This is a genomic window from Corynebacterium sp. Z-1, from assembly GCF_031844665.1.
Classification (GTDB): Bacteria; Actinomycetota; Actinomycetes; order Mycobacteriales; family Mycobacteriaceae; genus Corynebacterium; species Corynebacterium sanguinis.
In genome coordinates, this window is the sequence record NZ_CP134621.1 from 783,610 (window position 1) to 804,849 (window position 21,240).

21 protein-coding genes and 4 tRNA genes are annotated in these 21,240 nt (G+C 66.9%); 23 read left to right on the top strand and 2 right to left on the bottom strand.

The window, feature by feature from the left end; genetic code table 11:
• Positions 1-65 precede the first annotated feature (65 nt).
• Complete coding sequence (locus tag RIU96_RS03865; protein WP_259793855.1) at positions 66-530, top strand: PepSY domain-containing protein; 465 nt, start codon at positions 66-68, stop codon at positions 528-530.
• A complete protein-coding gene (locus RIU96_RS03870; RefSeq protein ID WP_260849491.1) occupies positions 523-1,371 on the top strand; it encodes a PepSY-associated TM helix domain-containing protein in 849 nt (282 codons plus the stop codon). The genes RIU96_RS03865 and RIU96_RS03870 overlap by 8 nt, the downstream gene beginning before the upstream one ends.
• Positions 1,372-1,468: 97 nt before the next feature.
• Here the strand turns inward: RIU96_RS03870 and RIU96_RS03875 are convergent, their stop codons facing one another.
• Entirely contained in the window at positions 1,469-2,395 is a 927-nt protein-coding gene (locus RIU96_RS03875; protein WP_136653407.1) for a 1,4-dihydroxy-2-naphthoyl-CoA synthase, read from the bottom strand.
• A gap of 16 nt (positions 2,396-2,411) precedes the next feature.
• On the opposite strand from RIU96_RS03875, the gene RIU96_RS03880 reads away from it, so the two are divergent.
• From RIU96_RS03880 to RIU96_RS03910, 7 genes are all read left to right on the top strand, one after another.
• The gene (locus RIU96_RS03880) at positions 2,412-3,356 is read left to right on the top strand and encodes an o-succinylbenzoate synthase (RefSeq protein ID WP_144317450.1); all 945 of its coding nucleotides are present in this window, start codon (positions 2,412-2,414) and stop codon (positions 3,354-3,356) included.
• A 107-nt stretch (positions 3,357-3,463) separates the two neighbouring features.
• The gene (locus RIU96_RS03885) at positions 3,464-5,014 is read left to right on the top strand and encodes an SLC13 family permease (protein ID WP_144689042.1); all 1,551 of its coding nucleotides are present in this window, start codon (positions 3,464-3,466) and stop codon (positions 5,012-5,014) included.
• A gap of 37 nt (positions 5,015-5,051) precedes the next feature.
• A complete protein-coding gene (locus tag RIU96_RS03890) occupies positions 5,052-5,489 on the top strand; it encodes a hypothetical protein (protein ID WP_144689041.1) in 438 nt (145 codons plus the stop codon).
• Positions 5,490-5,501: 12 nt separating this feature from the next.
• Positions 5,502-7,103, top strand: a complete 1,602-nt coding sequence (menD, locus tag RIU96_RS03895) for a 2-succinyl-5-enolpyruvyl-6-hydroxy-3-cyclohexene-1-carboxylic-acid synthase (RefSeq protein WP_144779410.1) — start codon at positions 5,502-5,504, stop codon at positions 7,101-7,103.
• Entirely contained in the window at positions 7,100-7,537 is a 438-nt protein-coding gene (locus RIU96_RS03900; RefSeq protein WP_311205124.1) for a DUF3592 domain-containing protein, read from the top strand. Before menD ends, RIU96_RS03900 begins: the two co-directional genes overlap by 4 nt.
• Positions 7,538-7,593: 56 nt before the next feature.
• Positions 7,594-8,802, top strand: a complete 1,209-nt coding sequence (locus RIU96_RS03905; protein ID WP_311205125.1) for a glycosyltransferase family 4 protein — start codon at positions 7,594-7,596, stop codon at positions 8,800-8,802.
• An 11-nt stretch (positions 8,803-8,813) separates the two neighbouring features.
• A complete protein-coding gene (locus RIU96_RS03910; RefSeq protein WP_301716974.1) occupies positions 8,814-9,503 on the top strand; it encodes a demethylmenaquinone methyltransferase in 690 nt (229 codons plus the stop codon).
• Here RIU96_RS03910 and RIU96_RS03915 read toward each other — a convergent pair.
• Positions 9,500-10,723, bottom strand: a complete 1,224-nt coding sequence (locus RIU96_RS03915; RefSeq protein WP_309485244.1) for a geranylgeranyl reductase family protein — start codon at positions 10,721-10,723, stop codon at positions 9,500-9,502. The two genes, RIU96_RS03910 and RIU96_RS03915, sit on opposite strands and share 4 nt — an antisense overlap.
• 109 nt (positions 10,724-10,832) lie before the next feature.
• Between RIU96_RS03915 and RIU96_RS03920 the strand changes: the two genes are divergently transcribed.
• The 14 genes from RIU96_RS03920 to RIU96_RS03985 all read left to right on the top strand — a co-directional run bounded on the left by RIU96_RS03920 (position 10,833) and on the right by RIU96_RS03985 (position 21,237).
• Positions 10,833-11,849 carry a polyprenyl synthetase family protein gene (locus tag RIU96_RS03920; RefSeq protein ID WP_311205126.1) on the top strand — a complete coding sequence of 339 codons (1,017 nt, stop codon included), beginning with the start codon at positions 10,833-10,835 and terminating at the stop codon, positions 11,847-11,849.
• Positions 11,850-11,926: 77 nt separating this feature from the next.
• Positions 11,927-12,008, top strand: a tRNA-Tyr gene (locus tag RIU96_RS03925).
• Between the two features lie 197 nt (positions 12,009-12,205).
• Positions 12,206-12,278: transfer RNA gene (locus RIU96_RS03930), tRNA-Thr, on the top strand.
• 37 nt (positions 12,279-12,315) lie between these two features.
• Positions 12,316-12,387: transfer RNA gene (locus RIU96_RS03935), tRNA-Met, on the top strand.
• Between the two features lie 65 nt (positions 12,388-12,452).
• A tRNA-Trp gene (locus RIU96_RS03940) sits at positions 12,453-12,528 on the top strand.
• Positions 12,529-12,552: 24 nt separating this feature from the next.
• A complete protein-coding gene (secE, locus tag RIU96_RS03945) occupies positions 12,553-12,861 on the top strand; it encodes a preprotein translocase subunit SecE (RefSeq protein WP_136653390.1) in 309 nt (102 codons plus the stop codon).
• 142 nt (positions 12,862-13,003) lie between these two features.
• Positions 13,004-13,939 (top strand): transcription termination/antitermination protein NusG, encoded by a 936-nt coding sequence (gene nusG, locus RIU96_RS03950; protein ID WP_136653388.1) that lies wholly within the window; start codon positions 13,004-13,006, stop codon positions 13,937-13,939.
• Between the two features lie 173 nt (positions 13,940-14,112).
• Positions 14,113-14,541 (top strand): 50S ribosomal protein L11, encoded by a 429-nt coding sequence (gene rplK / locus RIU96_RS03955; RefSeq protein ID WP_136653385.1) that lies wholly within the window; start codon positions 14,113-14,115, stop codon positions 14,539-14,541.
• Positions 14,542-14,619: 78 nt separating this feature from the next.
• Positions 14,620-15,330: a 50S ribosomal protein L1 gene (rplA, locus tag RIU96_RS03960; RefSeq protein WP_136653383.1), complete on the top strand. Its 711-nt coding sequence runs from the start codon at positions 14,620-14,622 to the stop codon at positions 15,328-15,330.
• A 241-nt stretch (positions 15,331-15,571) separates the two neighbouring features.
• Positions 15,572-17,161, top strand: coding sequence for a TIGR03773 family transporter-associated surface protein (locus RIU96_RS03965; protein ID WP_181729360.1), 1,590 nt, complete (start codon positions 15,572-15,574; stop codon positions 17,159-17,161).
• Positions 17,158-18,705: an anchored repeat ABC transporter, substrate-binding protein gene (locus tag RIU96_RS03970; protein WP_311205127.1), complete on the top strand. Its 1,548-nt coding sequence runs from the start codon at positions 17,158-17,160 to the stop codon at positions 18,703-18,705. The genes RIU96_RS03965 and RIU96_RS03970 overlap by 4 nt, the downstream gene beginning before the upstream one ends.
• Before the next feature lie 3 nt (positions 18,706-18,708).
• Positions 18,709-19,587, top strand: coding sequence for a choice-of-anchor M domain-containing protein (locus tag RIU96_RS03975; RefSeq protein WP_136653376.1), 879 nt, complete (start codon positions 18,709-18,711; stop codon positions 19,585-19,587).
• Positions 19,584-20,366 (top strand): anchored repeat-type ABC transporter ATP-binding subunit, encoded by a 783-nt coding sequence (locus tag RIU96_RS03980; RefSeq protein WP_136653374.1) that lies wholly within the window; start codon positions 19,584-19,586, stop codon positions 20,364-20,366. Before RIU96_RS03975 ends, RIU96_RS03980 begins: the two co-directional genes overlap by 4 nt.
• On the top strand, positions 20,359-21,237 hold the full coding sequence (locus RIU96_RS03985; RefSeq protein ID WP_311205128.1) for an anchored repeat-type ABC transporter permease subunit: 879 nt from the start codon (positions 20,359-20,361) through the stop codon (positions 21,235-21,237). The genes RIU96_RS03980 and RIU96_RS03985 overlap by 8 nt, the downstream gene beginning before the upstream one ends.
• Positions 21,238-21,240: the final 3 nt, after the last annotated feature.

The window sequence follows — 21,240 nt, forward strand, 5'->3', positions numbered from 1 at the left end:
CCGGGGAACCATGCGGGGCGCGACTGCGACAACTTTCCCGTCCCTTCGAACCGAAAGTTGAGGTCGTGTCGACCATTGTTCAGTCCAGCTCGACGGCGAGTGGGTTGCCAGCGCTGACGCGCCGCATCCACTTCTACGCCGGGTTCTTCATCGCGTCCTTCGTCTTCGTCGCCGCGCTCGGCGGCGGCCTGTATGCGCTTGCCCCGACCTTGGAAAACGTCTTCTACAAGAACGTTCTCACGGTCCCGGCGGACGACGGTGAGGTGGCGCTCGCAAGCCAGATCCGCGCGGCGCAGGGAACGCACCCCGAGATGGAGGTGGCGCAAGTGTGGCCGTCGTCAAGCCCAAGCGAACCCACGCGAGTGCTGCTTATCGACGAGTCCATCGCGGAAAACGAAGAACTGCGCAGCGTCTTGGTCAACCCGCACGGCGGGCAGGTGATCGGCGACGCACCCAGCTACTCGGGCCTCGGCGAGCTGCCCCTGCGGCACTGGATCCTGGGGGCTGCACAAAAACCTCCACATCGGTGAACCCGGCAGGCTCTACGCGGAGCTCGCCGCAAGCTGGCTGTGGGTCGTTGCCCTGGGCGGGCTATTCCTGTGGTGGCGCGTCACCCGCACGCGGGTGCTGACCGGGTTGGAAAAGCGCACGTCGCGGCGCGGGCGGGTGGTTAACCTCCACGGTGTCGTGGGCACCTGGCTGCTCGTCGGCACGCTCGGGCTGTCTGTAACCGGCGTGACGTGGTCCGTGCTTGCCGGGGAAAACGTGGGCAAAACCGTCGAGTGGATAGGTGCGAAGGCCGAGCCGATTGAGACCGAGATTGACCGGCCGGGCGAAAAGTTGAGCCCGGCGGAGGTGGCGGACCAAGCCGCGGTCGTGCTCGATACCGCGACAGCACAGGGGCTGACCGGGCAACTGCGGCTTTTCGTGCCCAAGGACGGCTCCCACGCGTGGCAGGCGAGCGAGCGGTGGGTGCCGTGGCGAGTCACCTCGGATGCTGTGAGCGTCGACGCTCTGCCGTTAAGCGAGCTCCCCCTGTTTTCCAAGCTCATGTCCTGGGGCATCTACCTGCACATGGGCATCATGTTCGGGCTGCCGCTCCAAATCGCCCTGGCGCTGCTGGCGCTCGGGATCTGCGCAATGACCGTGATGGGCTACGTGATGTGGTGGCGCCGGCGCCCGAGCCACACCGGTGTCGCCGGGGTGCCGGGGCGCACGAGACTGACGCGCACCGACTGGGTGATTGTGGCGATCTTCGGGGTGGTCGTTGGGCTGTTCCTGCCCCTGTTCGGACTGAGTTTTGCCGCGATGCGCGTCGCGGATCGGCTCCTGGCGGCGCGGGCGGCGCAGCGGTCGGCGTGGTCCGCCTAAACCCGGACACAGAAACCCACACAGTACGAAAATGCAGCGAGTTTAGGCTGAGCACCCGCGCTCTGAGGCGTCCGGGTTTAGGGTGAGCGCCCGCGCCCTAGTAGAAGTACGGGAACTCGTCCCAGTTCGGGTCGCGCTTGTGCAAGAACGCGTCGCGGCCCTCGACGGCCTCGTCCGTCATGTAGGCCAGGCGCGTTGCCTCGCCGGCGAACACCTGCTGGCCCATCAGGCCGTCGTCGGTGAGGTTGAACGCGAACTTCAGCATGCGCTGGGCGGTGGGGGACTTGGTGTTGATCTCCCGCGCGGCCGCGATCGCCTCCTCCTCGAGTTGGCCGTGGTCGGCAACGATGTTGACCGCGCCCATGCGCTGCATATCCTCTGCGGTGTAGGTCCGGCCAAGGAAGAAGATCTCGCGCGCGAACTTCTGCCCCACCATCTTGGCCAGGTACGCCGAGCCGTAGCCGGCGTCGAAGGATCCGACGTCGGCGTCCGTCTGCTTGAAACGCGCCTCCTGGCGTGAGGCGATGGTCAGGTCGCAGACGACGTGGAGGGAGTGCCCGCCCCCGGCGGCCCAGCCGTTCACCACGGCGATGACCACCTTGGGCATGGTGCGGATCAGGCGCTGTACCTCGAGGATGTGAAGGCGCCCGCCCTCGGCCTTCACCCGAGCGGAATCCACCTCACCGGAGTCGGAGGCGTACTGGTAACCGGAGCGGCCGCGGATGCGCTGGTCGCCTCCCGAGCAAAACGCCCAGCCGCCGTCCTTGTCTGAGGGCCCGTTGCCAGTGAGCAGCACCGTCCCCACCGACGGGTCGCGCCGGGCGTGGTCGAGCGCGCGGTACAGCTCGTCGACGGTGTGCGGACGGAACGCGTTGCGCACCTCGGGGCGATCGAAGGCGATGCGCACGGTGCCGTTGGCGCGCCCGCCGCCGTTGTGGCGGTGGTAAGTGATGTCGGTGAAATCGAAACCGTCGACGACATCCCACTGCGAGGGGTCGAAGGGCTGGTCGGTGGAGTAGCTCATGCTTACACTTTGCCCCATGACACCGAGTATCGACGACATTCTCGACCGCGCCCACGTTGTTTCTCTGCCGATGGCGGTGCGTTTCCGGGGCGTCGATACGCGTGAGGCCCTGCTTATCGACGGCCCCGCCGGCTGGGGCGAGTTCTCGCCCTTCCTCGAGTACGGCCCGGAGGAAGCCGCGCACTGGCTCGCGGCGGGCATAGAGGCCGCGTTCGAGGGGCTACCCGCGGCGAGCGGCTGGGTGGAGGTCAACGGCACCGTCCCCGCAGTGGGCCCCGCCGAGGTGGAGAAGGTCCTCGAAAGGTTTCCTGGTGTGGGCACCTTCAAAATCAAGGTTGCGGAAAAGGGGCAGTCGCTTGACGACGACCTCGCCCGCGTGAACGCTGTCCGCTCCCTGCGGCCCGGGGCGGTGCTCCGGGTGGATGCCAACCGGGGCTGGAGCGTGGACGAGGCCGTCGAGGCGGCGCACCGGTTGGGCGAGCTCGAGTACATCGAGCAGCCGTGTTGCACCGTGGAGGAGCTCGCCGAGGTGCGAGCGCGGGTGGCGACACCGATTGCCGCCGACGAGTCGATCCGGCGCGCCTCCGATCCACACCGGGTGGCGAAGCTCCGGGCGGCGGATGTGGCCGTTGTCAAGGCCGCGCCGCTCGGCGGCGTGCACCGGCTCCTGCGCGTCGGGGAGGAGCTGGGGCTCGACCTCACGGTCGCCAGCGCCCTAGACACCGCCGTCGGTGTGGGCGCGGGCCTCGTGGCTGCCAAGCTGGCCGGTTCTCGGGCGGCGGGGTTAGCCACCCAGAGGCTGTTCGTCGAAGACGTCTGCGAACCGCGGGAGATCGTCCACGGCCAGCTTGAAGTGCGATTGGCTACCCCCGATCCGGAGCGACTGCAGGGGTTGCGTGCCCGTCCGGAAAGGAGAGAGTGGTGGTTCCGCAGGGTACGCGAGTCCTACGCCCACCTATAGGGGGGAGGGGATTCGGAGTATTTATGTTAAGGAACATAAACTGTGATCGCCATTACCTGAAAACTTAAGGAACGCCCGTGTCTACCACCGTCTCCGAGCGCTAGACGATCCTGTCCGACGGCGATCTCGCTAAATCCCCGGACCCGAAGGACTGGCGGCGCCAGCTGATCGGACTCATTGCCGGGCTACTGCTCGCCGCGATCGTCTACTTCATCTTCCCGGAGGGTGCGCCGGAAACCGTCGCCCAGTCCACCGGTGCGAAGGAGGGAGCCGAATATACCGCCGAGGCCATGCGCGTTGTCGCGGCCACCACCGTTCTCATGGGCGTGTGGTGGATGACGGAGGCTATCCCGCTCGCCGCGACCGCACTGCTGCCGATCGCGATCTTCCCGCTCGCCGCTGTCGCCCCGTTCTCCGCCGTCGCCTCGCCCTACGCGTCGTCCACGATCTTCCTCTTCCTCGGCGGGTTCCTCATGGCGCTGGGTCTGCAGCGGTGGAACCTGCACCGCCGGTTGGCGCTCGCGGTGGTCTCCGTGGTGGGCACGAGCCCGAAGCGCATCATCCTCGGGTTCATGATCGCCACCGGGTTCATGTCCATGTGGGTGTCCAACACCGCGACTGCCGTGGTCATGCTACCGATTGGCGTCTCCGTGCTCACCCTGACCGCCGAGTCCGTCGGGGGAATGTCCAAGCAGAAGAACTTCGCCACCGCGCTGATGCTGGCTATCGCGTACGCGGCGTCGATCGGTTCGCTTGGCACCCTGATCGGCACCCCGCCGAACGCGCTTCTTGCCGGGTACATGAAGGAGGCGCACGACATCACGATCGGTTTCGGCCAGTGGATGCTCGTGGGCATGCCGGTCGCGATCGTCTTCACCGTGGTCGCCTGGCTGGTTCTCATCACCGTGTTCAAGCCCGAGGTCGACGAAATCCCCGGCGGCAAAGCGCTCATCCAGGAGGAGATCCAGAAACTGGGCAAGTGGAACTTCGCCCAGGTCGCAGTGGGAATAATCTTCCTCGCAGCGGCACTGGCGTGGATTGTTATCCCGCTCGCACGCGACTACTTCGGCTGGGAATTCCCGTACGACGACGCCGTCGTGGGCATCATCGCAGGCTTGCTCATGTTCGCCCTCCCCGTGGAGAAGAGCGGAAAGCGCGTCATCGACTGGGACACCGCAACCGATGTGCCGTGGGACGTCCTCATCTTGTTCGGCGGCGGCCTCTCCTTGTCCGCCATGTTCACCTCCACCGGTTTGTCCCTGTGGATCGGCGAGGCCGCGAAGAACCTCGCCGCGCTGCCGATCTTCCTGCTGATCCTCGCGGTTTCGGCCCTGGTGCTCGGTTTGACGGAGCTGACCTCCAACACCGCGACCGCAGCGACCTTCCTGCCCATCATGGGCGGCGTCGCGGTGGGCATCGGTTTGACCGGTGGCGGCGAGATCAACGTGCTGTTGCTCGCTATCCCGGTTGCCCTGTCGGCAACCTGCGCGTTCATGCTGCCCGTGGCGACCCCGCCGAACGCCATCGCCTACTCCTCCGGTTACGTCACCATGGGTGAGATGCTCAAGGGCGGTATCTGGCTCAACCTGATCGCCCTGGTTCTGATCACGCTGGCCACCTACTTCATTGCCGTGCCGGTGTTCGGCTTGACGTTCTAGCTGCTGGGTTTGTCGCGCGGCGCGCTAATCTAGGTGCATGAATTCCAGGGACCCGTTCGAGGACGAAACGCGCCAGTTTGGCCGGCAGCCGCGCCGCCCCCAGCAGCACTTCCCGGCGCAGCCCCAGTACTCGCCCGAGCCGCAGTGGGAGGAGCCCGTCTACTACGAGCCGGAGTCAGAGGGCACGAGCTCCAACACAGCCGCGATCGCGCTTGGCATCATTGCAGCTCTAGCCACCGCGGCCGCCGTGCTGTTCATGGTGCTGTGGCGCAGCGCCGCCGAGGAGGCGAACCAGCCGCCGGTAACTGTCACCGAGACCACGACGGCGACCACCACCTCGACGACCACGACGACGCGCCTTCCCGGCATCCCGACGCAGCTCCCCACCGAGCTGCCGACCGAGCTCCCCACGGAGCTGGCGCCGGAGATTCGCGACGAGGTCGGCGGGCTGCTCGACAGCCTGCTCAACGGATAAGTGGGTCGCGCAATGGATTCCATGGAACTCGCCACCTACGTCGTCGATACGCTGGCGCGCCACGTTACTGATGTCGTCCTCAGCCCCGGGTCGCGCAACTCGCCACTGGCCTACGCGCTGCTTGCACGGGGTGATATTCGCGTGCACGTGCGTATCGACGAGCGCGCCGCCGCCTTTACCGCACTCGGGATGGCGCGGTTGCAGCGCCGCCACGTGGGCGTGGTCATGACCTCCGGCACCGCGGTGGCCAACGCGTACCCGGCGGTCGTCGAGGCGCACATGTCGCACACCCCGGTGGCCGTGATCAGCGCTGACCGCCCCGCGCGGCTTTTGGGCACGGGCGCGTCGCAAACGATCTGGCAGGAGGGGATCTTCGGGCGCTACGCCGCCACCCAACAGGTGTCCTCGCTGGAGTCTGACATCTCGTTTGAGCCGGACCAGGTGCACATCAACGTCGCCCTGGACACCCCGCTCGTGCCCGCCGCTCTGCCCGCCGCGCACGGCGAGCCGCGGCGCGTCGGCCCGGGCCGCTTCGACGGGGCCCGGTGGTGCGACCACGGCGAGGTCGAGGTGGACCTAAGCCGCGACACGCTGGTCATCGCGGGCGACGAGGCGTGGGAGGTGCCGGGGCTCGAGCACGTGCCGACGATCGCCGAGCCGACGGCGCCGACGCCCTTCCACCAGGTCCACCCGCTGGCGGCGCGGTTCTTCGCGCAGTCGGCGGTGTCGATCAGCCACGACGGCGGGGACTTCGCCGCCTCCACGAAGCCGGAGCAGGTGATCGTGGTGGGCCACCCCACGCTGCACCGCGAGGTGATGGCGCTGCTCGACGACCCGGAGATCACCGTCATCGGGCTCTCGCGCACGGACACCTTCACGGCGCAGCCGCAGGTCCGCGCGTCCCGGGTCAAGGCCGTAGGCCAGCTCAGTGACACGTGGCTGAAAATCTGCGAGGCCGCCGGCGAGGTCGGGGCGCAGACCGTGCGCGACGCGCTGGCCGACGAGCAGTTTGGGTTTACGGGCCTCCACGTCGCCGCGGCGGTCGGCGACACGCTCGCCGTGGGCGACACGCTGGTCCTCGGCGCGTCGAACCCGGTGCGTGACGCCTCCCTGGTGGGCCTGCCCTTCGATGGCGTGAGCACCTTCTCCGCCCGCGGCGCAGCGGGCATTGACGGCACCGTCTCCCAGGCGGTCGGCGTCGCCCTAGCGACCCAGGCGCTGCACCCTGACGAGGTCCGCGCGCCGCGCACGGTGGCGCTGATGGGGGACGTGACCTTCCTCCACGACGTCGGCGGCCTGCTCATGGGGCCGGGCCAGCGCCGCCCGAGCAACCTGACCATCGTCGTGTCCAACGACAACGGCGGCGGTATCTTCGAAACCCTCGAGGTCGGCGCGCCCGAGGTCCGCGGCAGCTTCGAGGAGGCCTTCGGCACCCCGCACGACGTGGACCTCGAGGCGATCGCGCAGGCCTACGACGTGAGTTACGTGCGCGCGGACAGCCTCGCGCAGCTTATCGACGCCCTCACCGACGATGCCCTCGCCCCCATCACCCTGATCGAGGCGCGGACAACCCGGACCACGCGCCGGGCGCTTGCGGAGCGGTTGCGCGCTTGAGCGACATCAACTGGCGCCGCCGCCTGCTGCAGCTCGTGATCGCCCTCTACGCCTGCGCCATGCTGGGCGTCGTGGCTATGATCGCGGGGCCCGCGCTCAACGACGCCCTCATCATGGACAGCCCCGGCCGCGGCATGGCCACGGTCACCGAGGTGGGGGCGCTGCGCACCTCCGTGGAATACCAGGACGAGCAGGGGCGCTACCACTCGCCGCGCTACGGCCTGCTCTACCCCTCGGGCCTGGGGGAGGGCCAGCGCGTGTGGGTGACCTACTCCACCGCGGACCCGGAGCTGGTCAAGGTGGAGGGGCGCGGCTGGACCTTGGCCATCATCCCGGCGCTGTCGGTGGCGGTGGTGTCGACGCTGGTGGCGGTTGCGGCCTTCTATGGGGTAAACGCTGCGTTTGGGCGTCGAGAAGCGAAAATGCGACTGTAACCGAGAATTCACTTCTTCTTTATTCACTAGACAAAATCTTGTGGGATGCTGTCAGCATGCGTGTTGGAATCGTCGCGGAATCCTTTTTGCCGAACATCAACGGAGTCACCAACTCGGTGCTCCGCGTCCTCGAGTACCTCAAGGAAGAAGGCCACGAGGCCATCGTCATCGCCCCTGGCGCGCGCGATTTCCAGGAGGAGGTGCCGGACTACCTCGGGTTTGAGATCGTCCGCGTGCCCACGGTGATGATCCCGCTGGTGGACTCGCTACCCATCGGTGTGCCCACGACCACGATCACCTCCGCGCTGGCCGATTTTGAGCCGGACGTGATCCACCTCGCCAGTCCCTTCGTCCTCGGCGGGGCCGGCATGCTCGCCGCCCTGCAGCTCGGGGTGCCCACGGTGGGGCTGTACCAGACGGACGTTGCCGGATTCGCCACCCAGTACCACGCCGCGGTGCTGGCCAACGTCGCCTGGGACTGGACCCGCAACATCCACAGCAACTGCGAGCTCACCCTCGCCCCGTCATCGGAGGCAATCCGCGAGCTCGAGGATCACGGCATCGGCAACGTTTACCACTGGGGCCGCGGCGTGGACACCACGCTGTTTCACCCGTTGAAGCGCTCCGACACGCTGCGCCGCCAGTGGGACCCGACCGGGCGCAAGAAGATCGTCGGCTTCGTCGGCCGCCTCGCCTCCGAAAAGGGCGTGCACCGCCTCGCCCCGCTGGTCAGCGAGCCGGGCGTGCAGCTCGTCATCGTCGGCGACGGCCCCGAGCGCAAGGCCCTGCAAAACACGCTGCCCAACGCCGTATTCACCGGCGCCCTCTCCGGCGAGGACCTCGCCCGCGCCTACGCCAGCCTGGACCTGTTCGTGCACACAGGCGAGTTCGAGACGTTCTGCCAGGCTATCCAGGAGGCGCAGGCCTCCGGAGTGCCCACCGTCGGCCCCCGCGCCGGCGGCCCGATCGACCTGATCAAGGAGGGCTACAACGGCCTGCTTCTTGACGTCGAGAGCTTCGAAGCCACCCTCGTCGACGCCACGCGCTACCTGCTTGACGACGCCCGCCACGCCGAACTGCAATCCAACGCTCGCGAGTCCGTCGCAGACAAGACCTGGCACGCGCTGTGCGAGCAGCTCATGGGCTACTACACGCAGGCCATCACCGGCTACAACCGCACGTCGGTGACCCTGTTCGGCCGCTCGATCACGCTGCCGCGCTGGGTACAGCGGGCCCGCAACAAGCGCCGCAGCGCATCTGCGTAAAGTGGGGCCCTATGGCCAAGGCAGATCTGGATAAGAAGCCCTACGACGTTGCGGGCATGTTCGATGACGTGGGCGAAAACTACGACATCACCAACACGATCCTGTCGTTCGGCCTCGACAGGCACTGGCGCCGCCGCACCCGCGAGCGCCTCGGGCTGCAACCCGGCGAGCGGGTGCTCGACCTCGCCGCCGGCACCGCCGTCTCCACCGTTGAGCTGGGCAAGTCGGGCGCGTGGGTCGTCGCGTGCGACTTTTCCCAGGGCATGCTCGCGGCAGGGCGCCACCGCGCGGTTCCCAAGGTCGTCGGCGACGCCATGCACCTGCCCTTCAAGGACAACACCTTCGACGCGGTGACCATCTCCTACGGGCTGCGCAACGTCCACGATTTCGAGGCCGGTCTGCGCGAGATGGCCCGGGTGACCAAGCCCGGCGGGCGCCTGGCCGTCAACGAGTTCTCCACGCCGATCGTGCCGGGCTTCCGCGCCCTGTACAAGAACTACCTGCCGCTCGCGCTACCGGCCCTGGCCAGGGTGTTTTCCTCCAACCCGGACGCCTACCAGTACTTAGCCGAGTCCATCCGCGCCTGGCCGGACCAGTCGGACCTGGCGCGCGCGATCAACCGCAACGGCTGGGAGGACGCCGGCTGGCAGGACCTCACCGGCGGGATCGTCGCCCTGCACAGCGCCGTCAAACCCGGCTAGGCCACGCTCCACAGCGGCTCGCGGGCCGGGGTCAGCTCGCCGGCCTTGCGCCACGCCCACGAAACCAAGTCCCGGTCCTGCTCGGTGACCAAGTTGCCCATCAGCCTCGCGGCCGCGGGCATGAGCCGCTTGCCGACGACCCCACGCAGCGCAACCGGGCCCACCACGGGCAAAAACTGCGGGTAGGTCAAAAGGCGCGCAGCCGTGCGCGCCAGCATGAAGGCGTCGCCGTAGGCGCGGCGCAGCTCGAGCGGCCACGTCAGCGTGAGGTCGGCGCCGGTGGTGATCAGCTCGACGGCCATGCGCGCGGTTTCCAGGCCGTAGTCGATGCCCTCGCCGTTGAGCGGGTTTACACAAGCCGCGGCGTCGCCGATGAGCGCCCAGTTGCGTCCCGCCACGTTGGACACCGCCCCGCCCATGGGCAGCAGCGCGCTGGCGACCGACTCCTCCGGGCCTAGGCCCCAGTCGCGGCGCTGCTGGGAGGCGTAGACCGACAGAAGCTTCTTCGTGTTCACTTTCGCGGGGCGCTTATCGGTGGACAGGGCGCCGCAACCGAGGTTGACGGTGCCGTCGCCGAGCGGGAAGATCCAGCCGTAACCGGGCTGGATGGCGCCATCGGTGTCGCGCAGCTCCACGTGTGAGTGCATCCACGGCTCCTCCGAGCGCGGCGAGGTGCAGTACGAGCGCGCGGCGATGCCGTACACCTCGCCGCGGTGCCAGACGCGGCCGAGCGTTTTGCCGAAGGTCGAGCGCACCCCGTCGGCGACAATCACCCACTTCGGTCGCAGCGTGCCCAGCGGGGTGGTGATCGCTGAGATCGCGCCGCCGCTAAACTCCGCCGAGGTCGCGGGGCAGTTGTGGAAGACCTCGGCGCCGCTGGCGCGGGCGGCGTCGAGCAGGGTGGCGTCGAAAAGCGAGCGCGGGCTCGCCGAGCCTTCAGTGCCGAACGGGCCGGCCGGCCAGGCAGCCGTGACGTCGCCGCCGAAACCGTGCAGCTTCAGGCCGCGGTTGCGGTAGGCGGGCACCTCGAGGCCGAGCTCGCGCAGGGAGTGCACCGCGCGCGGGGTGAGCCCGTCGCCGCACGTTTTGTCGCGGCCGCGCTCGGCGGCGTCGATAAGCGCCGTACGAAACCCCGCCCGCTGTGCGGCGACCGCGGCGGCCGACCCGGCTGGGCCGGCGCCGACAACGACGCACTCGAACTCATTGGCTGTGATAGTCACGATCATCCATTGTGGCAGACGCGCGACCCGTTACTGCGCATTCACCCTGCCGTGGGCTACCGTAGGTAACGCACAACTCACGGCCCTCTTAGCACCAAGGACGACACCGATGACCCACGGGATCCAACCGGCGCCCCGCCACGACTTTTCCATGGACCTCGGGGATGTAGAGCTCACGGCGCGCGTGGCCGAAGGGCTGGACAAGGCCGAAAGGCTGTTGATGGAGCGCCTCACCACCGGCGAAGACTTCATCGTGGACAAAGTCACCCACCTCGCGACTGCCGGGGGCAAGCGATTCCGCCCCCTCATCGCCCTGCTATGCAGCGAGTTTGGGCCCAACCCGGGCAGCGACAACACCATCAAGGGCGCGGTGATCGCCGAGATCGTCCACCTGGCCACGCTCTACCACGACGACGTGATGGATGAAGCCGACATGCGCCGCGGTGTGGAATCCGCCAACGCGCGCTGGAACAACACGGTGGCCATCCTCGCCGGCGACATCCTCTTCGCGCACGCCTCGGAGATCATGAGTGAGATCAACACCGAGACCGTCAAGCACTTCGCCGACACCTTCGGCAAGCTCGTCACCGGACAGATGCGCGAGTCGGTCGGCGCCCGCGGCGGGGACCCTGTGCAGCACTACCTGACGGTGATTCGCGAAAAGACCGCGGTGCTCATCGCCTCGGCTGCCCGCCTTGGCTCACTTCACGCGGGAGCGAGCGAGGAGGTGGTCAAGCGCTGCGAAACCATCGGTGAAGCTGTCGGCATGATCTTCCAAATCGTCGACGACATCATCGACATCTTCTCTGACTCGGAGCAGTCGGGGAAGACCCCGGGCACCGATCTGCGCGAGGGCGTGCTCACCCTGCCGGTGCTCTACGCGCTCGAGGATGACTCGCCCGCCGGAGAGCAGCTCCGCGGGATGCTCACCGGCCCGCTTGAGCGCGACGAGGACGTCGCCTTCGCCATCGAGCTCATCGCGCAGACCCAGGCGCGTCAGAAGACGCTCGAGACCGTGCGTTCCTACCTGAGCACCGTTGACGAGCAACTTGCCGAGCTGCCCGACATCGCCGCCAACCGGGCGCTACGCGACCTGTCCAAGAGCACCGTCGAGCGCGTCGGTTAAAAACCGCGCCTAAGCTGCTGGTTTGTTGATTCGCGCCGGCGTTGCTGTATTGTTGTTCACGCACTCGTTGAGTGCGCGCCAGGTTGCCCGAGCGGCCAAAGGGAGCGGACTGTAAATCCGTCGGCATTGCCTACAGAAGTTCGAATCTTCTACCTGGCACAGGGAAAACACAACCCGCCCACCTCCGTTTACGAGGTAGGGCGGGTTGCGTCGTTGTGGGCGTCGATAAGCATGCTCCAACTGAGGGCGGAAATGCGCGCTGGCCTGCCGATTTGTGCAGTCGCGCTATGTCGGGTTAATCTTTTCAAGGCTTCAAGGGCAGCGGGATGAAAAACGCCCACAACTTGAGAGGCTGCGCCCCCTTAGCTCAGTCGGCAGAGCGTCTCCATGGTAAGGAGAAGGTCAGCAGTTCGATTCTGCTAGGGGGCTCTGTTGTTTGTCAGGCCTAAAAGCTCGGCGAACACAAGGCGGTGTAGCTCAGTGGTAGAGCAAGCGACTCATAATCGCTGTGTCGAGAGTTCAATTCTCTCCATCGCTACTTACCTTCACTTCGGGGGTGTAAACGCCCGTGGTAGGGTAGGCGTACTGCTAAGTCAGTGCCCGAGGGGCGTGGCGCAATTGGTAGCGCAACGGTCTCCAAAACCGTAGGTTGCAGGTTCGAGTCCTGTCGCCCCTGCCACAGTGTGAAGTAAGAGGAGCTGTAGTGACGAACCCGCAAGGTCAGAACCCGGCCCAGCCGACCAGTAAGCGTCAGCTGGGCGGAGCCGCACCTGCAGCCCCCAGCACGGAAACCGCGCCGGCGAAAACCGAGCCCGCGGACAGCCCCGGCGGCGGAGTCACCGCTTTCCCGGGTGAAGTCGTCTCCGAGATGCGGAAGGTGATCTGGCCGACCGGGCGCCAGATGGTCAACTACACGCTCATCGTGTTCGCCTTCCTGATCATCCTCACCGCCATCGTGTGGAGCGTCGACTGGGTCGCACGCTGGGGGATTGAACAAGTCTTGGTGCGTTAGTTATACTTTCTCCTCGTACACGTCCCGCCGCCTCGAAAATCATCGAGGAGGGCGGGATAACTTATTGGCCCACAAGCCTGCCAACCGGCCCGTCGCGTGGGTAGGCTGGGGCCATCAAGCGATTACTAGAGGAGAACTAGCCATGGCTGAAGACACCACCGGCAAGATTGAGAACAACGAGCAGGAGATGATCGACGAGGGTGCTCCCGTTACCCCCGAGACCGATCCTGAAGCGAAGGAAAACCAGGAGACTGGCGAGGCAGGTGAGACCGCGTCCGACTCCGACGAGGAGTCCGACAGACCTGACGACGAGGCTGTGGACCGCGAGCTGATCGCGGAGAAGAAGATGATCTCCGAGGGCGGCCCGGTGTTACCCGAGACCGAACCTGCTCTACTCAAAGAGGAAGAGGAGGAGTCCGGCGACTCCGAGTACCGCCGCCGCCTGCGCGAGTACACCAAGGAGCTGAAAAAGCTTCCCGGACAGTGGTACATCATTCAGTCCTACTCGGGTTACGAGAACAAGGTGAAAACCAACCTTGACATGCGTATTCAGACCCTCGAGGTGGAGGAGTCGATTTACGACGTCGTCGTGCCCATCGAGCAGGCGATCGAACTTAAAGACGGCAAGCGCAAGATCGTGAACCGCAAGCTTTTGCCCGGTTACGTGCTCGTGCGCATGGACATGAACGACGCCGCGTGGTCCGTGGTGCGCGAAACCCCCGGCGTGACGTCGTTCGTGGGCAACGAGGGCAACGCCACCCCGGTCAAGCACCGTGACGTGGCGAAGTTCCTCATGCCGAAGGAGCCGACCGTCGTCGGCGACCCGAACCAGAAGTCGACGGTCAACGCCGAGGGCGAGACCGTCATCGCGATGCCGGAGCAGGAGGTTGCCCCGAAGCTGGCGCACGACTACGAAGTTGGCGAGGCCGTGACCATCCTTACCGGTGCGCTGGCGACCGTGTCCGCGACGATTTCGGAGATCGACCCGGAGACCGGCAAGATCCAGGCACTGGTGTCGATCTTTGGCCGCGAAACGCCGGTCGAGCTCACGGCAGATCAGATCGAGCGGATCATGTAGGGCGCGTTTTGCGCCTTCGCTGCCCAACAGCGTAAAGTCAAACGTCGCGTGTGCTTCGCATACGCGACGTTTTTATTCGTTATCCCCGGTGGCTCCCGAGACTCAAGGGGGCATCCGGCAGGGCGCGTTATTCATCGTGGCGCGGCCCGGTACCAAGGAATTGAGGTAATCCGATGGCAAAGAAGAAGGTCACAGGCCTGATCAAGCTGCAGATCCAGGCTGGCATGGCTAACCCGGCACCGCCGGTCGGCCCGGCGCTCGGTGCGCACGGCGTCAATATCGTCGAGTTCACCAAGGCGTACAACGCGGCCACCGAGTCCATGCGCGGCGACATCATCCCGGTCGAGATCACCGTCTACGAAGACCGCTCGTTCACTTTCATCCTGAAGTCCCCGCCGGCAGCAAAGCTGCTGCTCAAGGCCGCTGGCCTGCAGAAGGGCTCGGGCGTTCCGCACACCCAGAAGGTCGGTTCCGTGACCTGGGATCAGTGCAAGGAGATCGCCGAGACCAAGAAGGCCGACCTCAACGCCCGTGACATCGAGGCAGGCGCCGCGATCATCGCAGGCACCGCCCGCTCCATGGGCATCACTGTCGAGAAGTAAGGCTTCCCGGCACCCGCACGTGGCAGGGCCGGCCAGGCCCGCACCACAACTCCATCCCGAGAAGGAAAGGAATCCAACATGGCTAAGAAGTCCAAGCGCTACAACGAGCAGTTCGCCAAGGTGGACCGCGATAACCTCTACCACCCGCTCGAGGCCGTCACCCTTGCGAAGGAGACGTCCTCCGACAAGTACGACGCCACCATCGACGTGGCGATGCGCCTGTCCGTCGACCCGCGCAAGGCTGACCAGCTCGTGCGCGGCACGGTTTCCCTGCCGAACGGCACCGGCAAGACCGTCCGCGTCGCAGTCTTCGCCGAGGGCGAGAACGCAACCAAGGCTGAGGAGGCCGGGGCGGACATCGTCGGCACCGACGCTCTCATCGAGCAGATCAACGCCGGCCAGATCGACTTCGACGTCGCCATTGCGACGCCGGACCAGATGGCCAAGGTCGGCCGCGTTGCGCGCGTGCTCGGCCCGCGCGGTCTCATGCCGAACCCGAAGACCGGTACCGTCACCCCGGATGTTGCCAAGGCGATTGCCGATGTCAAGGGAGGCAAGATCGCTTTCCGCGTGGACAAGGCCGCGAACCTCCATGCCCTGATTGGTAAGGCATCGTTCACCGCTGAGCAGCTGGCCGAGAACTACGGTGCGCTTCTCGACGAGGTGCTGCGCCTCAAGCCGGCGTCTTCCAAGGGCATCTACCTGAAGAAGATCACCGTCTCCGCGACCCAGGGTCCGGGCGTTCCGGTTGATCCTTCTGTGCAGAAGAACTACGCCACCAAGGCCTAACGGCCCCAAAGCGCGAAAAGAAAAGCCCCGCTCTGAGCGGGGCTTTTCTCATGTGGTCATCCCTTTTGGGGTTAATTGGCGCTCCGGTTCGCCAAACGGTATCCATTGCCAATAAGATTCCTATCGTTTTCTACGAGAAGGGATATGAAAGGCCATGGCTCTACGCATGGGTAGGCGCGCTCCTGCGCTTTTGCTCGCCACCGTCGCTGCTGCAGGGACTCTTAATGTTGGAACTGCGGCGTTGCCGACAGCCAATGCAGATACAGTCGCGCATGTCGCGCAGGGCGCGTGTGCCCAAGGCCTGCAACCGCTGGTCAAGGACGATCGCACGGTTCCGGCGCAGTGGAAGGATCCCGCCTCGCTGGTCTTCGGCCTCGGCGATGCGGCGAAGGCGAACCTGCCTCAGGCGATCGGACCCGTCCCGGCCGGGCCTGTGTGGATGATCGGCTCGACCCAGCAGGCCGGCGTGCCCTGGCTGGGCGGGAACACGCAGCACCCGTCGCTGTTGGAGAACACTAAGGGAGACGTCACCTGGGACATTGCGGGCTTTGAAGGCCCGGGCTCCATGGCGGTGTTCATCCAGGGCGGTCTCGGCCAGGTCGTCGGCGAGCAGTGGTTCACCGCCGGCGACGGGGCCATGCAGGGCAGGCACACGATCCCGGCGAACTCCCACGTGCACCCCTCGTGGGTCTTTAGCAAGCCGGGGGCCTATAAGGTCAACATCCGGCAAACCACCACGTCGAAGGGCGGGGAGAAGCTCACCGGGCAGGCCACCTTAACGTTTAACGTCGGCGGGTCGGGCAACGCCAACGAGGGCCACTTCGACTTCGGTAGCGCGCCCTGCTCCACAGGGGGTTCCGCAGGCGGCTCCCAGGGCGGCCAGAAGCAGGCCGCTGGACAGCAGGTGCAGCAGGGGCAACAGGCACAGGCCCAGAACTTAAGCAGCGGCTCGAGCAGCAAGTCGGCCAGCAAGGCGACCTCCGTTGCGGCCAAGCCGGTGAGCAACTCCACCGCCGGCGGCGGGGAGCAGACCTGCACCGCCGGTATCGTTCCCCGCGTCAAGGACGATCGCACGGTCCCGGCGCAGTGGAAGGATCCCGCCTCGCTGGTCTTCGGCCTCGGCGATGCGGCGAAGGCCAACCTGCCTCAGGCGATCGGACCCGTCCCGGCCGGGCCTGTGTGGATGATCGGCTCGACCCAGCAGGCCGGCGTGCCCTGGCTGGGCGGGAACACGCAGCACCCGTCGCTGTTAGAGAACACCAAGGGAGACGTCACCTGGGACATTGCGGGCTTTGAAGGCCCGGGCTCCATGGCGGTGTTCACCCAGGGCGGTCTCGGCCAGGTCGTCGGCGAGCAGTGGTTCACCGCCGCCGATGGCAAGGCGCAGGGCAGCCACACGATCCCGGCGAACTCCCACGTGCACCCCTCGTGGGTCTTTAGCAAGCCGGGGGCCTATAAGGTCACCGTCCGCCAGACCACGACCGCGAAGGGCGGGGAAAAGCTCACCGGGCAGGCCACCTTGACGTTTAACGTCGGCGGGTCGGGCAACGCCAACGAGGGCCACTTCGACTTCGGCACCGTCTTCGACCCCAAGGGCAGCTGTTCCAGCGGCGGCGCGGGGGCGGCCGGCGGCGCTACCGGCGGCGGTGAGGCGGCCGAGGGCGAGGCGGAAGCCGTGCGCGAGGGCAGCCTCGCGGAGACCGGAACCACGGTGATGACCCTGCCGTTTGCCGTGCTCGGACTGGGCATCCTGGTCTTCGGCGCGGGGCTGGTCTTCCTCGACGCTCGCCTGCGCAGCAAGCTGCTGACGGCGGTAGGCGCGCGGCGGTGAGCAAGTACGCAGCAATCCTGGCAGCGGGGGCGGTTGCGCTCTTGACCGCCTGTGCCCCCGGGAGCGCCGCGACGCCCGGGGGCGGGAGCGAGGATGGTCGCCTCCGCGTCGTCGCCTCCACGTCGATTCTTAGCGACGTCGTGAAGAACGTCGCCGGGGACGCCGCGACGGTGACCGGGCTCATGCCCCCCGGCGTGGATCCGCACACTTACGAGCCGAGGCTGCACGCCACCCGGGATATCGCCTATGCCGACGCCGTGTTCACCAACGGGCTGCTCCTCGAGCCGCACTCGCTGAGCCGCACGATTGACGCCACGGTGCGCCCGGGCACGCCGGTGGTCGCGCTCGCCGAGGACGCGCAGCGCTACGGGTTTAGCCCGATTCCGCTGGTCGAAGACGCCAGCCTGGATACGGTGTGGCTCGGGCTGAAGGTGGCCACCAAGGGCGACCTCCCGCCCACGGCGGTGGCGGACTTCCGGCTCGCCGGTGCGCGCGGGCCGGGTGAGGCGGCGGCGTTCGTGCTGGGGACCTTCGGCACGCCCGAGGTGTTGTTCAACACCCGGGACCGAGTGGACCACAAGGACGTCACGACGCTGCCTACCGACGCCCACACGCACGTGAGCTGGGCGTTTTCGAAACCCGGTGTCTACGAGCTGGATTTCCGGGCCGATGTGCGCCCCTCCGTCGATGCCACGGAGGTGCGCGAGAGCGTCGAGCGCACCGTGACCGTGGTGGTGGGAAACGACCCTGCGCAGGCCGCGCCCGGCAAGCAGGTGATTGACCACGGGCACGTCGACATCGCCACCGTCGTCGATGGGGAGAGCAGCGATATCGTCCTGCGCGGGGACGCCCCGCCGGACCTGGGGACCGACGAGGCGGTCATCGCGGTGCCGAACACCACGCTGCAGCCGATCCCGCCGCAGCGCGAGTTCCGCTTCCTCGGCCAGCCTGGGCAGGAGACCTATCTCTTGCCGCAGGCGGTGCTGGGCAGGCACGTCCACGGCGAGCTCGATCCCCACTTGTGGCACGACGTCTCCGCGATGAAGGCAGTGGTACAGGTCGTGCGCGACGAGCTCAGCGCCGCTGACCCGGCGAACGCGGACGCCTACGCCGGCAACGCGAGGGGATACCTCGCGCAGCTCGACGAGGTCGACGAGTTCATGCGCGCAGCGATCCAGTCTATCCCGGAGGAAAACCGCAACCTGGTCACCACCCACCACGGGTATTCGTACCTCGGGAGGGCCTACGGGATGAAGATCGCGGGGTTTGTCACCCCCAACCCCAGCGTGCAGGCGAGCCCGCGAGACCTCATGGCACTGACGAGGACGCTGGAGAACCTCGACGTCCCCGCCGTGTTCTTGGAACCGGAGCTGGCGGGCAAGTCGAACGAGCTGACGGAGACGGCGAAGACCCTCGGGGTGCGCGTGTGCCCCATCCGGGGCGACTCGCTCGATCCCGAGGGCTCGGGTGAGGCGAGGTCGTACGTGGAATTTATGAGGGCCAATGGGGCGTCGCTTAGCGAATGCCTGAAAGGAAAGGAATAGAAGATGAAACGCACTCTTGCGGCATTCGCCGTGGTTGCCGCGATGGGGCTCCACGCGCCCGCGGCTGTGGCCCAGGTTGCCGATAAGGACCCTGCGCTGCAGCAGCAGGTCAGCGCGGATGAGAACATCGCCCCGGCCGGGGAGCGCACCGTGATCTCCCAGGGCCACGCCGATTTGGGGGCGATGTTTGTGGGCGAGAAGCTCGAGTTCCTCGTCCGCGATGACTCCCAGGTCCCGCCCGTGTGGCGGCACCTTGACGACGTCGTCTTTGACGTCGGCGATGAAGCCATCCAGACGCTGCCGGAGACCGGTGATTTCGACTTCACCGGCGCCGGGCCGGGCGAAGAAGTCTGGGTGATCCCGCAGACGGAGATCGCCGGGGTGCCGTGGCTGGGGTGGAATACCCAGGCCCCCGCGCTGTTGGACCGCGCCTCCGCCGGGGTGAGCATGGAGTTCGGCGGCCACGACGGCGAGGGGGATTTCAGCCTGTCTATCCAGCCCGGCGGCTTCCACCAGCCCCACCAGCTGTGGAACTCCCAGCTCGAGGGTGCGCAGCCGATGTGGGTGGAGCCGAACACCCACACCCACGCCAACTGGGTCTTTACCGACCCCGGCGTCCACCTCGTCGGCGTGCGCGCGGTGGTCAAGGACAATGCAGGTCAGGTGCACACGGCGGAGGAGGTCGTCCGCCTCACCGTGGGCGAGGGCACCGACGTCAACGCCGCGTTCGAGCGGGATTTCGCCCCTGCGGATCCCTCGGCGGGACGCGTCGACTCAAAGCTCATCGCGATTATCACCGCGGTGGCTGTCGTAGTCATTGTCGCGGTGCTCGCCGCCGTGGCGGCGCTGCGCTCTCGTTCTCGTTCTGGGAGGCAGTCATGAGCAAGCCGTTGCTCAAGGCCCGCTCGGTTTCGGTCACTTACGGCAACCGGGTCGTCTTCCGCGATGTGGACTTCTCCGTCTCTGCCGGCGAGTTCGTCGGGCTGATTGGCCCGAACGGAGCGGGGAAGACCACGCTGATGCGCGCGTTGCTGGGGCTCGTGCCGGTGGCTAGCGGCACCGTCGAGGTCGGTGAACTTACCGGTACCGCCGTGCGCGAGGCCATCGGGTATGTCCCGCAGCGCCACGACGTGGCCTGGGATTTCCCGCTCGATGTCTACTCCGCGGTGCTCTCGGGTGCGCTGGGTAAGGGGCGCTGGTACGCACGGCCGGGGCGCGGGGACGCCGCGGCTGCAGAAGCCGCCCTCGAGGAGGTCAACCTCCTCGACCTGCGCGCCCGCCCGGTCGGCGAGCTCTCGGGCGGGCAGCGCCAAAGGGTGCTCGTCGCCCGCGCGCTTGTGCGCCGCCCGCGCGTGCTGCTTCTCGACGAACCCTTCACCGGCCTCGACATCCCCTCAACGGAATCTCTGTTGGGGCTCTTCCGACAGCTCGTGGGCACGGGAATCTCGATTGTGATGTCAACCCACAACATCGTCGAGGCGGTGGATTCCTGCGACCGGCTCGTCCTGTTCCGGGGAGGGATCGTCGCCGACGGCGCCCCCGGCGCACTGACCGAGGCGGGCTGCTGGATGGACACCTTCGGGGTCGGCCCGGATTCGCCGTGGTTGCGCTCGCTGCGCACGCACACTGCCGCCGGAGTGGGGGAGGTAGCACGTGCCTGAGATCGGGTTTTTCCAATTCCTCGCCGATGTGGCGAACCCGCAGCTTGCGTTCTTACCGCGGGCCCTGGCCGTCGCGTTGATCTCCTCCGTGGTCTGCGCGGTGGTGGGGTGCTACGTGGTGCTGCGCGGGATGTCGTTCATTGGCGACGCCGTCGCCCACGCCGTCTTCCCAGGCATTGCCCTGGCCTTCGCGCTCGAGGTCTCTGTCTTGCTCGGCGGCGCGGTCGCCGGGGTCGTAGTGGCCGTGGCCATATCCACGCTCACCCAGCGGCGCCGGATCAAGAAGGACTCCGTCATCGGCATCGTCTTCGCCGCCGCCTTCGCGCTCGGCCTGGTGGTGATCTCCCGGGTGGAGGGCTACACGGCGTCGCTAAGCTCGTTCCTCTTCGGCTCCTTGACCGGCGTGGACACCGGGGCGATCTGGGTGTGCGCCGTCGCCGGGACGGTCATCATCGCGCTCATGGTGGTGCTGGGCCCGTGGCTCAGCGCCGTCGCCTTCGACCGTGAGACCGCGCGCGCGATGAACCTGCCGGTCTACGCACTCGACCTTGCCCTCTACCTCAGCGTGACTGCCGCGGTGGTGATCTCGGTGCAGACCATTGGCAACATCTTGGTCCTCGCGCTGTTGGTCACACCCGCGGCGGCCGCGCGCCTCTATACCGACAACCTCGGCGCGATGATGTGGCTGGCCGCCGGAATCGGGGCCTTCGCGAGCGTCATCGGGGTGTGGTTGTCCTGGTCCTACGATTCTCCGACTGGCGCGACGATCGTGCTGGCCGTCACCGCCATCTTTGCCCTCAGTTGGCTCTTCGCCCCGCGTCAAGGCGTGGTGGCAGAGAAGATCCGCCTCAGCCGGGTCGAACCCGTATAAGGA

Bases quoted from the DNA above. Each gene is read 5' to 3' on its own strand.
- menD (WP_144779410.1), top strand. From the start codon at position 5,502: ATGGATTCCATGGAACTCGCCACCTACGTCGTCGATACGCTGGCGCGC.
- RIU96_RS03890 (WP_144689041.1), top strand. From the start codon at position 5,052: ATGAATTCCAGGGACCCGTTCGAGGACGAAACGCGCCAGTTTGGCCGG.
- RIU96_RS03975 (WP_136653376.1), top strand. From the start codon at position 18,709: ATGAAACGCACTCTTGCGGCATTCGCCGTGGTTGCCGCGATGGGGCTC.
- nusG (WP_136653388.1), top strand. From the start codon at position 13,004: ATGGCTGAAGACACCACCGGCAAGATTGAGAACAACGAGCAGGAGATG.
- rplK (WP_136653385.1), top strand. From the start codon at position 14,113: ATGGCAAAGAAGAAGGTCACAGGCCTGATCAAGCTGCAGATCCAGGCT.
- RIU96_RS03880 (WP_144317450.1), top strand. From the start codon at position 2,412: ATGACACCGAGTATCGACGACATTCTCGACCGCGCCCACGTTGTTTCT.
- RIU96_RS03910 (WP_301716974.1), top strand. From the start codon at position 8,814: ATGGCCAAGGCAGATCTGGATAAGAAGCCCTACGACGTTGCGGGCATG.
- RIU96_RS03920 (WP_311205126.1), top strand. From the start codon at position 10,833: ATGACCCACGGGATCCAACCGGCGCCCCGCCACGACTTTTCCATGGAC.
- RIU96_RS03875 (WP_136653407.1), bottom strand. From the start codon at position 2,395: ATGAGCTACTCCACCGACCAGCCCTTCGACCCCTCGCAGTGGGATGTC.
- RIU96_RS03980 (WP_136653374.1), top strand. From the start codon at position 19,584: ATGAGCAAGCCGTTGCTCAAGGCCCGCTCGGTTTCGGTCACTTACGGC.
- RIU96_RS03905 (WP_311205125.1), top strand. From the start codon at position 7,594: ATGCGTGTTGGAATCGTCGCGGAATCCTTTTTGCCGAACATCAACGGA.
- rplA (WP_136653383.1), top strand. From the start codon at position 14,620: ATGGCTAAGAAGTCCAAGCGCTACAACGAGCAGTTCGCCAAGGTGGAC.